9 protein-coding genes are annotated in these 12,062 nt (G+C 45.7%); 3 read left to right on the forward strand and 6 right to left on the reverse strand.

The features are described 5' to 3' along the window. Positions 1–18 precede the first annotated feature (18 nt). Complete coding sequence (locus BQ9893_RS13480; RefSeq protein WP_075966507.1) at positions 19–513, forward strand: metallophosphoesterase family protein; 495 nt, start codon at positions 19–21, stop codon at positions 511–513. A 54-nt stretch (positions 514–567) separates the two neighbouring features. Here the strand turns inward: BQ9893_RS13480 and BQ9893_RS13485 are convergent, their stop codons facing one another. From BQ9893_RS13485 to BQ9893_RS13495, 3 genes are all read right to left on the reverse strand, one after another. Then, positions 568–1,689: a hypothetical protein gene (locus BQ9893_RS13485; RefSeq protein ID WP_075967378.1), complete on the reverse strand. Its 1,122-nt coding sequence runs from the start codon at positions 1,687–1,689 to the stop codon at positions 568–570. Positions 1,690–1,750: 61 nt separating this feature from the next. Then, the gene (gene lipA, locus BQ9893_RS13490) at positions 1,751–2,596 is read right to left on the reverse strand and encodes a lipoyl synthase (RefSeq protein WP_075966508.1); all 846 of its coding nucleotides are present in this window, start codon (positions 2,594–2,596) and stop codon (positions 1,751–1,753) included. A 6-nt stretch (positions 2,597–2,602) separates the two neighbouring features. Then, positions 2,603–4,777: a S9 family peptidase gene (locus tag BQ9893_RS13495; RefSeq protein WP_075966509.1), complete on the reverse strand. Its 2,175-nt coding sequence runs from the start codon at positions 4,775–4,777 to the stop codon at positions 2,603–2,605. Positions 4,778–4,863: 86 nt separating this feature from the next. On the opposite strand from BQ9893_RS13495, the gene BQ9893_RS13500 reads away from it, so the two are divergent. Then, positions 4,864–5,820 (forward strand): tRNA modification radical SAM protein MnmL/YtqA, encoded by a 957-nt coding sequence (locus BQ9893_RS13500; protein ID WP_075967379.1) that lies wholly within the window; start codon positions 4,864–4,866, stop codon positions 5,818–5,820. Here the strand turns inward: BQ9893_RS13500 and BQ9893_RS13505 are convergent. After that, the gene (locus BQ9893_RS13505; protein ID WP_075966510.1) at positions 5,780–6,277 is read right to left on the reverse strand and encodes a DUF4251 domain-containing protein; all 498 of its coding nucleotides are present in this window, start codon (positions 6,275–6,277) and stop codon (positions 5,780–5,782) included. The genes BQ9893_RS13500 and BQ9893_RS13505 overlap by 41 nt on opposite strands. Before the next feature lie 214 nt (positions 6,278–6,491). Here BQ9893_RS13505 and BQ9893_RS13510 point away from each other — a divergent pair, with 214 nt between their 5' ends. Beyond that, positions 6,492–9,173, forward strand: coding sequence for a calcium-translocating P-type ATPase, PMCA-type (locus BQ9893_RS13510; protein WP_075966511.1), 2,682 nt, complete (start codon positions 6,492–6,494; stop codon positions 9,171–9,173). A 131-nt stretch (positions 9,174–9,304) separates the two neighbouring features. Here BQ9893_RS13510 and BQ9893_RS13515 read toward each other — a convergent pair whose 3' ends face one another. Next, entirely contained in the window at positions 9,305–10,711 is a 1,407-nt protein-coding gene (locus BQ9893_RS13515; protein ID WP_075966512.1) for a sialate O-acetylesterase, read from the reverse strand. A gap of 501 nt (positions 10,712–11,212) precedes the next feature. After that, positions 11,213–12,058, reverse strand: a complete 846-nt coding sequence (locus tag BQ9893_RS13520; RefSeq protein ID WP_075966513.1) for an SDR family oxidoreductase — start codon at positions 12,056–12,058, stop codon at positions 11,213–11,215. Between the last annotated feature and the right edge of the window lie 4 nt (positions 12,059–12,062).

A 12,062-nucleotide genomic window follows, 5' to 3' on the forward strand; every position in this document is an offset into this window, starting at 1 on the left:
GGGATAAAAGAAATTGTTATGCTTAAAATAGGACTTCTTTCAGACACCCACGCCTGGTGGGACGACAAGTACGCGGACTATTTCTCAGAATGTGACGAGATATGGCACGCCGGAGACATCGGTTCGGACACATTGGCGGCACGTCTGGCAGCCTTGAAGCCGCTGCGTGCCGTATATGGCAATATCGACGGACAATCGCTCCGGCTGCAATATCCGCAGGTCGCCCATTTCAAAGCCGAAGAAGTAAACGTGATGATGACGCATATAGGAGGCTATCCCGGACGCTATAATCCGCTTATCCGGAAAGAGCTGTACGACAGCCGGCCTAATCTGTTCATTGCCGGACATTCGCATATTCTGAAAGTCGCTTTCGACAGAAGTTTGAATTGTTTGTATATAAATCCGGGAGCTGCCGGTAAGAGCGGGTTTCATCAAGTAAGGACTTTGGTTCGTTTCGTGATAGACGGAAAGCAGATCAAAGATTTGGAAGTTATTGAATTAGGTAATCGATAGGAAAGTGTGTCAAACGCGGAGACAAGTATATTTTGACACTCTTCCCTATTGATTCTAACAATCAGCTTTGCAGAAGTTTTCTGCCAACAAGACAGTGTTTTGCAAATAAGCGAACTCTTGTTCAAAATACTCACTGAAAACACCCGAACCCAGATTTTCTTCAATCTGCCTGGAAGTCCAGAGTTTTCCATTCGGTTGTTTGATCCGATCCATAACCTCTTCTGAGCGCACACACATCACATACAAGTTCACCAAATGTTTCACCCTTTCGTTCTCAAATGTGTACCGAATCAGGAAACGAGGCATGAGCTCTTCTTTCTCGCCCAAGCTACCCATTGTTTCACGCACCGTACTTTCTATACTATGCCGGAACAAGACATAGCTGTGGAACGGATAATCCATTGTATCAGGCGAGACAAAAGCTTTCTTTCCCCTGTTTACCAAATAAAGCATTCCTTGGTAAATAACAGCCACACGTACGACTGGATGATAATATTTTTTCGGTAACGAACGGCTTACGGAACGGGCTATGCAACCGATCACTTTTCCTCCATCATTCAATACAGGCAACCACATTTCCTTTCGAAGGCTGCCTTGCATCATCGAGATTCTTATCTGTTCATACAGAATCAGAAAGACTCCGATAACGATCCCAAGCTCCCGGTATAAAAAACGTTCCATACGCACACTCTGCATCGTTTCGGGCAGAATACTGTATACCAAAATGATAAACAGATGCAATGTATAGAGGTTCTGGATGAGCTGGGCGACAAAAAAGAATTCATTTAACGTTGTACGCATCAATGTCCGCTTATAGGTCGGATGCCGAGAAGTCCGGATTTGCCGTAATATTGTCCGTTTGGCAAACCCCAAAAACGCCAATACCACGACCAGCAAAACTTCTGTTATTAACGGAGAATAAATAAACAACACTGGCTCAAGCCGCAGACAAAGAAAAATCGAATAAAGGACTAATGTTGTTGCAGCCGGTAATAACAAAAACTGATAAACCTTATCTTTACTCAGGACCCGAAACAAAATAACACAAACGAAACAAAAGGTAACACCGATTATGAAGGATAACAAGTATGAAAAATAATTATCCAAAAACATAAACAGCAACAACGGCACTAAGCCTATGGCCTGATTATCCAGCCCTCTCTTCACTTCGTTCATATATTTTTCCCCCTTTTCCCCTTTATAAGATAACAAACTGTACAGAGAAATGTTCTTGCCATCATACGTGTTTTTCCGCGTGATAAGAGGAACGGACCAACGGAGCGCTCTCCACCTTTTTAAATCCTTTTTGTAAAGCTATTGATTTATAAGACTCAAACTGTTCGGGCGTAACGTATTCCTTTACCGGAATATTTTTCCGGCTTGGCTGTAAATACTGCCCTATTGTCAGAACGGAAACACTGGCAGCCCGCACATCATCCATTAATTCGCAAACTTCCTCGACTGTTTCACCCAAGCCTACCATTATGCCGGTCTTGGCAACAACGCCTTGTGCGGCTATACGCGCAAGTACGGAGAGGCTCACCTCGTATTTCGCAGCACTGCGAACTTCGGGGCTGATACGGCGAACCGTCTCCATATTATGTGATATTATTTCGGGGGCGGCTTCCACCACTTTATCCACCAGCTCCAACCGTCCTTGGAAGTCGGGGATTAAGACCTCGACCGTCGTTTCAGGGTTGACCGTTTTTATTGTACGGATCGTCTCGACCCAATGCTGCGCACCCAAATCGGGCAAATCATCCCGGTCGACCGAAGTAATGACTGCATGTTTCAACTTCATCAGCCGGATACTTTCCGCCACGTTAGCGGGTTCCTTCGGGTCCAACGGGAGTGGCTTTCCGGTCAATGTATTACAAAAACGGCAAGAACGTGTACAGATATCTCCGGCAATCATAAAGGTAGCCGTTCCCCTGCTCCAGCATTCTCCCATATTCGGACATTTCCCGCTGGTGCAGATCGTATGTAGGCAGTGGGACTCGACGATGCTTTTTGTCCGTGTGAACTGTTCGTTCCCACCCAGCCGGATTTTTAACCAATCCGGCTTTCTCAAATGCTCTGACATTATAAGTTACAAATTATCAAATAAAAAGTTAGACATTCTGGTATACAGATGATAGCGGGTATTTCCTCCATAGATACTGTGGTTACGGTCTTTGTAAACTTGCATTTCAAACTGTTTACCTGCTTGTACCAAGCTTTCGGCATAATCCATCGTCTGCTGGAAATGTACATTATCGTCGGCTGTTCCGTGGATCAGCAACAACTTTCCCTGCAAATCCTTTGCCAGACGGATCGGCGAAGTGGCGGCATAACCTTCAAAATTTTCTTGTGGCGTACGCATAAAGCGTTCCGTATAGACAGAGTCGTAATATTTCCAGTCGGTAGGAGGTGCGACAGCAATACCGGCTTTGAATGTTCCGTTACCGACGCTCATGGCCATCAGCGTATTGTAACCACCAAAGCTCCATCCCCAGATAGCCATGCGGCTCTTATCGACAAACGGCAATTTGCCTAAAGCTTGCGCGGCTTCCACCTGATCTCTGGATTCCAGTTCTCCCATCCGCAGATAGGTACACTTGCGGAAGGCTTCACCACGGGCTCCTGTTCCACGTCCGTCCACGCAGACCGTTATGATCCCGTTAGCCGCCAGATATTGTTCCCAATCAAAACCATATTTATCCAATACCTGCTGGGAGTTTGGACCACTGTACTGGAACATCAGAACCGGATATTTTTTCGATTCGTCGAAATCGGCCGGCTTCACGATCCATGCATTCAGTTCATAATCGGAAGCCGTACGCACTTTGATAAATTCTTTCTTGGCATATGAATAGCCTGCCAGCTTATCGATCAGCCGGGCGTTATCCTGAAGGACACGCAGTGCTTTATTGGACTTTGTCTCGTTCACGGTAATTTTGACCGGTGTATTCGCATTTGAATATTGATTTACATAATAAGCGAAGTTATCGCTGAATGTTGCATTGTTCGTTCCTTCCTGTGTGGAAAGTTTCGTCTTTACGCCTTTCGCATCGATTTTATATATGGCACGCCGGATTGGACTTTCTTCGGCCGATTCATAATAAACCGTCTTAGTCGCTTCGTCATATCCCAGGAATGCCGTCACGTCCCAATTGCCTTTCGTCACCTGCCGTTGCAAGACTCCCGTCGGAGAATACAGATAAATATGCGCATAACCATCCTGTTCATTTACATAAGAGAAGCTGTTCGCATAAAAATGGATGGAATTCAACCACTCCGAATCGACATAAGCCTTATTTTCATCACGCAGGATCAAACGGAAAACACCGCTTTTCGGATTTGCATAATACATATTGAATACATTCTGATGACGGTTCAAAGTCATCACAGCCAACTGATCATCATTATTCGTGAAAACGATCCGTGGAATATAGCTGTCCTCTTCTACCGGGACTTTCAGCTCCTTCGTATCTTTCGTCGCCACGTCATAAGAGTGTAACGTTACTTTCGAATTTTTCTCACCGGCCTTCGGATATTTATAGTCATAATAACCGGGATACAACCCCTTTCCGAACATCTGCATCGAATATTCGGGAACTTCCGATTCGTCGAAACGTACAAAAGCCAACTGTTCGCTGTTTGGCGACCAAGCCATCAGGTTCGTTACAGCAAACTCCTCTTCGTACACCCAATCAGTAATACCGTTCAGGATTTTATTCAGCTTTCCGTCTTTCGTCACCTGGACTTCCGTATCGTAATCGAATTTACGAATCCAGATATTATTGTCACTTACATAAGCGACCATCCTCCCGTCCGGTGAGAATGTCGGAATCATCTGCTTGCTTTTTGAATCAGAAATCGGTTTTACATAATTACGGCGCACATCGTAGTCGTACACATTCGCCTTGAATGAACGGCGATAGATAGGTTCCGTATCGCGCCATACGAGAATATGGTGCCCTGTACTGCTGATTGTATATCCGTCGAATTTGTCAAACGTACACTCACGCGCTTTCCTTGTATTGAATAAAGTATCAACAGGATTTCCGGTACGATAGGAATATTTTATAATCATGTCGCGAGTATCGTTCATCGCCGTATAATGCTCACCATCAGGCATAGAACGCATTTCTCCAATATTAGTAACCTGGCGGAACTGACCGTCTGTAATTTCTTTCAAATCGACACGTTTACTTCCATTCTGGGCTGTCAGGCTCCCAACCAGCAGGAACGACAGTAAAGCGCCAAACCCTAATCGTTTCATGTATGATTCTATTTTTTATCTTAATATTTCAGTTAGAACGAATTGCAAAGTTACTACATTCTTGCGGATTTATTATCTTTGCCCGCATGGAAAACAACAAACCATATCGTGAATTCGGAGATTTCCTGCGGGAAATATTTCCTTATAAAGTCCAAAAGATATCGATCAACGCAGGCTTCACCTGTCCGAACCGGGACGGGACGAAAGGCTTTGGCGGTTGCACCTATTGTAATAATCAGACGTTCAGCCCGGAATACTGCCATACCGAAAAAAGCGTAACCGAACAACTGGAAAAAGGCGTTCGCTTTTTCTCCCGCAAATATCCGAAAATGAAATATCTGGCCTATTTCCAGGCTTATACAAACACGTATGACGAGCCGGACTCGCTAATTTCTAAATATGAAGAGGCCCTCGCCTATCCGGGCGTTGTCGGATTGATCGTCGGCACACGTCCGGATTGCATGCCGGATACGCTATTGGATTATTTCTCCGCTTTATCCCAAAAGAAGTTCGTCATGATCGAATATGGTCTGGAAAGCACACTGGACCGCACTTTAACCCGCATCAACCGAGGACATACACATGCCGAATCGGAAGAGGCCATCCGCCGCACGGCGGCCCGGAACATCTACACGGGAGTCCACTTGATCTTAGGCCTTCCGGGAGAAAGCAGGGAAGATATATTGCACCATGCAGACGTCTTATCCACCCTTCCGATCACAACATTGAAACTTCATCAGTTGCAACTTATCCGAGGTACGCGCATGGCCAGGGAACAGGCGGAACATCCCGAACGGTTCCATCTCTACACCGTCGACGAATACATCGACTTGGCCATAGACTTCATAGAACGGCTAAACCCCTCTATTGTCGTAGAGAGGTTCGTATCGCAATCTCCCAAAGAGCTGCTGATTGCACCGGATTGGGGACTTAAGAATTTTGAATTTACAGCCAAGGTAAACAAACGCATATCCGAACGAAATGCGCGGCAGGGGCGCCTTTTCAATTCTCCTTCTTCGGAGCCAGTTCTCCCTGGTATGTGATATTCTGCCTATTTGCCGACGTTACGCCTATGGTCGCGGAAGCATTTGAAAATACTTTTACATCGAAATGAAAAGTATCTTCTTTGGTACGGGCTACGAATTTAATTCGAGCGGTTCCCTTCTTATCGAAGGTTAATTGATAATCGGTAATTGATTCTTCAAAACGCATCCCGTCACCTCCTCCGTACGGCAAAGAATAAGCCCTGCCGAAATAAGGCAAATAAGAAATTGCCGAATCACCGCGCATTTCAAGGGAATAAGGAGTCGTCAGATTAACCGAACGTCCTCCCATTGGCAACGCCCGGTCCACCTCTATCGTAAACCGGCCACCTTCTATCATTTCTTTTATCTCTTTTGCTTTCTGCTCTTTCCTTTCCTTCTTATTTTGGGAATAAAGGGATTGCCCTCCAATCATAAGGACAATCCCTATCAGAAAAAATAACCTAACGTTCTTCATAACACCTTAAATAACTAAACACTATTTTCGCCTATGTATATATAAGACAATTCAAAGCCTCAAAAGGTTTATTCCAATTGATATTAAAATACATTAAATCATGCCCGCAAAATATCCATGAAAAACAATCAAACATTAACACACGGTATTTGTATATGTCCAATAACTTTGCGTAATTTGTTCTTTCAATTTTCTGAAACAGATTAATAGATTTATGGAAAAAAAACATCAGTATCAAGGATTAACCAAACAAGAAGTAGAAGAAAGCAGGCGCTTACATGGCGAAAATATCCTCACTCCCCCGGAGAAAGCCTCTCTGTGGAGTCAATTCATCGAAAAATTCAATGATCCGATTATCAAAATTCTATTGGTAGCATGGTTCTTATCCATGATTATCGCAGGTGTACATTGTTGGGGGCCGGAAGCCAAAGGGTTCACCGCATTTCTCGAACCGATCGGCATATTCTTCGCAATCATGCTGGCATCTTGTGTCGGCTTCTTTTTCGAAGTCAAGGCTAACAAAGCTTTCGATGTTTTGAACACGGTCAATGACGATATTTCCGTGAAGGTGATTCGTGAAGGAAATATCTGCCAAATTCCTCGAAAAGAAGTTGTTGTAGGCGACATTGTGGTACTGGAAACAGGAGAAGAAGTCCCAGCCGACGGACATTTATTGGAAACGATCTCTCTTCAGATAAACGAATCGACACTGACCGGCGAACCGATCATCAGCAAAACGACTAACGAGGCGGATTTCGATAAAGAAGCGACCTACCCGTCCAATGTTGTCATGCGCGGAACGACTGTTGTCGACGGACATGGCGTGATGGCGGTAGAGAAAGTCGGCGATGAAACCGGATACGGAAAGGTGTATGAAGGTTCGCAGATAGAAAACAATATCGACACGCCGTTGCAGATACAGCTGGCAGGACTGGCAAAGGTCATCAGTAAAGCCGGCTATGCGATTGCCACCATCACTTTTATCGCGCTGCTGACAAAAGTCCTGCTGTCTTCGTCCGGCATGCCGGTCATGGACCTGATCTCACACATCTTGAATATCTTCATGGTGGCAGTCACGCTGATCGTCGTGTCCGTACCGGAAGGATTGCCGATGAGCGTAACTCTCAGCCTTGCACTCAGCATGAACCGAATGCTGAAAACAAACAACCTGGTCCGCAAAATGCATGCATGCGAGACAATGGGGGCTACCACTGTTATCTGTACAGACAAGACCGGGACACTCACACAGAACCAGATGCAGGTGTACCAGACAAACTTTTATAACCTGAAAGACCAGAAATTAGGAGACGACGAACTGAGCAACCTGGTAAAAGAAGGTATATCGGTCAATTCGACCGCTTTCCTCGATTTTTCCGAAGAGAAGATCAAAACATTGGGAAACCCGACGGAAGCAGCCTTACTGCTATGGCTGAACAGCCAACATCAGAATTACCTGGAAATAAGAGAAAACGACCGGATATTGGACCAGCTGACATTCTCTACCGAACGGAAATATATGGCGACTGTCGTACAATCTTCTTTACTGGGTAAACGCGTGCTATATGTCAAAGGCGCCCCGGAAATCGTACTGGCAAACAGCAACCGGGTTGCAATCGACGGAAGCTATAAACCGGTAGAAGAGTGCAAATCCGACATCGAAAAACAACTCTTGGACTATCAGAACCAAGCTATGCGTACGTTGGGATTCGCGTATCAGATATTGGAAGACGGGCAGGAGGCCGCGTTCTTTGTGAACGGACGACTGCACAAGACGGACCTTACCTATTTAGGTATCGTCGCCATTTCCGATCCCGTGCGTGCCGATGTTCCGGCAGCCGTCCAAAGTTGTCTTGACGCCGGCATCGACATCAAGATCGTGACCGGCGACACTCCGGGAACGGCCAAAGAGATCGGACGGCAGATCGGAACCTGGAAAGCCGGAGATACCGAACGCAACATCATCACCGGACCGGGCTTCGAAGCCTTGACAGACAAAGAAGCGCTGGATCGCGTGCTCGACTTGAAGATCATGTGCCGCGCCCGCCCAACCGACAAACAACGCCTGGTGCAATTGTTGCAACAAAAAGGAGCCGTAGTTGCCGTAACTGGTGACGGGACCAATGATGCCCCGGCCCTAAAGGCCGCACAAGTCGGGCTGTCCATGGGTGACGGAACCTCCGTGGCAAAAGAAGCAAGCGACATCACGATCATAGACAACTCGTTCAGCAGCATCACCCGTGCGGTGATGTGGGGACGTTCCCTGTATCGGAACATCCAGAAATTCCTGTTGTTCCAATTGACGATCAATGTCGCGGCCTGCCTGATCGTCCTGTTGGGTTCCCTGTTGGGAACCGAATCTCCGCTTACGATCACCCAGATGCTTTGGGTGAACCTGATCATGGATACATTTGCAGCCGGAGCATTGGCCTCGCTGCCGCCAAATGAACGGGTGATGAAAGACAAACCCCGCCGGAGCGGCAAAGACGGCGACTTTATCATTACCCGTCCGATGGCTTACAATATTTTCGGTGTCGGCCTCGTATTCGTAATCGTTTTGATGGGATTATTGCTCCACTTCCATGCGCAGGACGGACTGACGCCGCACGACTTATCCTGGTTCTTCAGTTTCTTTGTGATGCTTCAGTTCTGGAATATGTTCAACGCAAAAGCATTCATGGAAGGACGCTCGGCATTCGCCAACCTGAAAGGGAGCAAGGGGTTCCTGACGGTAGCCTTGCTTATCATCATCGGACAATACCTGATCGTCACGTTTGGAGGCGAGATGTTCAGCGTTGTCCCGTTATCCTGGAAAGATTGGGGAATCATCATCGGTTCGACTTCGCTGGTTCTCTGGATCGGAGAGACCGGCCGGCTAGTCGGAAGATTGAGAAAATAAAATTTGCTCACGTAAAGGATTATCAATACATTTGTTTGAATAAAAATCAGAATAAGATTACCGACAAAGATAATAAAGATTATCAGAAAGTAATCGTTTTGATACACAACGATTACTTTCTGATAAAAGAACTACATATCTGTCCGAAATGGCGCAACAGGATATCCTTCTTTATTAAATAAATTGCCGACAGTCGCATCGTCAAAACAATATCTGGCAGAGACTGGGGTTTTCACCTCCGGAGAAGATACAACCAGTTGATTTTTGTTGTTTATGACAACTTTTGCTTTGACGAATATTCCGTCCGGACCGGCAATTTCCAAGCCCTTCACCTCTTTATCACGACAAACGATGCCGTTTTGGACGGAACTAAAAGTCAGCACAAGTTTATCCTCTTTAACCTCACATCGCCTGAGAAAAGGACTTTCGTGTACCCCGGCCAATGTCTTATAATTCTTTGCCAATGCAAGATCTGCCAGTCTTTTGCCAACCGGACGTTTGTTTATCGGATGGATCGTGGAAACATCTTCTACACAGTCGGAGGCAACAACCAATCCGGTTTTCTCCGTATGGCGAACCACCCATTCTTGCGCCTCGCGGATAAATGCAGCTTCGTTATTATTTGATTTATATAGAAAGGGAGCGATCTGTACCTGGTAGAAAGGGAAACATCTGCCGGCTTCCCGTCTCCAGGATTCTATCATACTTTTTATCAAAAGGCCGTAATGTTCAAAGTTGTCCCTGTTCGCCTCACCTTGATACCAAATGGCTCCGGCAAATGTGAAAGGAAGGAGGGGATGGATCATTTGATTATATAAGACGCCCGCTTCCATCGGCCACCAAGGGTAGGTTTGCTTTATCTGGTTATTATTCAAATCAGGATTACCTTGCACAATCTCCGTAGGAGTCCACGACTCAGCCGGCGTACCGCCCCAGGCTGCGACCATGACTCCGACAGGAACTTGTAACGAGTCTCTGAGATGGCGAGCAAAGAAGTAAGCGACAGAACTGCGCTCGCGCATGACCTCTGGTGTACAGACATCCCACTGCCCGAAACAGTCTTCCTGCAAGGAACGACTTGCTCTTTTGGGAGCATGGAAAATACGTATGTCCGGACAATTGGCATCGGCCACTTCACGTTCCATATCCGTCAACCCGTTGATGGGCGTCCATTCCATGTTGGACTGGCCGCTACACAGCCAAACCTCGCCCAGTAAGATATCGTTTAATACAATTTTGCTTGTTCCGTCAAAGACCTGTAATGTATAAGGGCCTCCACTCTTGCCGGTCGGCAGGACGGCTTTCCACTGTCCGAAACAATCCACCGGTGCCGATATTGTATCTTTTTCCGCCCAACTTCCGATGATTTTCACTGTCGAGCTGGCTGTCCCCCATCCCCAAACGGAGGCAGAAGAATTTTGCTGCAAGACCATATGGTCGGCAAACATAGAAGGCAAAGAAACAGGTGTATAACTTTGCGCCTGACATAATCCCATTCCAGAAAGGATGGATAAGAAAAGTAAACTAATTTTTTTCATGGTGTGTGTGTGTTTATTACTGATATTATATATTGATATATAATTATTTGAGCATCACTTATAAGAATCCATCGCATCACCTACAAAAAGCCTGTTTTTTCAGCAGAAGCAGCTTCTTAGCGTGAGTCATATAAGATAAAACCGACGAAACACAAACAATTATCGCTATGATCACGGAGTAGCAAATTTACTAAAATTCCCTATATCGCAGATAAATTCCGTAAAATTTCTAATATTTCTCGTAACATCTTTTCCCAAACGGCATGATGGTAAAGATGGTTCAATGGATGGACACGAAGTCCTAAATTATTACAGAACCGGGATTCAACTGGAAAAATATTTTTTTCGATATAATCCGGGAACTGCCATCTCTTTTAGTCATAATAATTTAATTATAAGACTATTAATAGGCAAGCCAAAAGAATAAAAGAGCCTTCACCTGTTCCGGTTACCTTCACCGATAAATGAGCCTGGTACGGGAAAAAAGTCCGGCGAAGACGCTTACCGACAAAGCAAGTTTTTACTTAGTTTCAATGGTCCATAAAAGAAAGAAGCAGTCGCTCCACCGTCAATCAAGAAATCTGCACCGGTAATGAATGCACCTTTGGCACTCATCAGTAATTCTGCCACATTGGCGATTTCGTCCGCCGTGCCGGGACGTCCAGCCGGACATTTGGCAAACATGTTCTTATAGAAATCACCACGTGGGCCATTGAACTCATCTATAGCTAACGGAGTGACCACTATACCCGGAGAAATGGAATTGATTCGCGCCTTTTTTGTTCCCCATTTCACGGCTTCTGCCATCACCCGCTTTACATTGCAACGTTTTGCCATTTGGTAAGCATGCAGCGTGTCGTGGATATTCTCCTTTTGAAGCATATCCAACGAGAGAAGTTCCTCGGTAGGAGTTGTAGCAAGTAACTCGTCTGCTTCAGGGGTAAGTGCCGGCATACGGTGTCCCGACTGGCTGGAGATAGTAACCCCCACGCCACCAGGTTTAATGACTTTGCCTACTTCTTCCAATAACACCGCGGTTCCATATAAATCTACTTTCAGAATTGTTTCAATAGATGCTTGGCTGGGTGATACGCCTGCGGCATTCACCAACATTGAAATCTCACCATATTTCTGCGCTTCGCTGATCAAGTTCAATATAGAATATCTGGAAGACAAATCCATTTCGATGGGGATGACATCAAAACCTGCATCATTCATTGTTTTAGCAATTGCATCTGCATTTCCCTTGAGCTTATCACCTATGACGATTTTCATTCCATAACCCATCCGGCGTGCGATAGCCATACCTATTTGACCGGCCCCGGTCAATATCATCACATTTTTCATATTC

The organism is Parabacteroides massiliensis (assembly GCF_900155425.1).
Lineage (GTDB): Bacteria > Bacteroidota > Bacteroidia > Bacteroidales > Tannerellaceae > Parabacteroides > Parabacteroides massiliensis.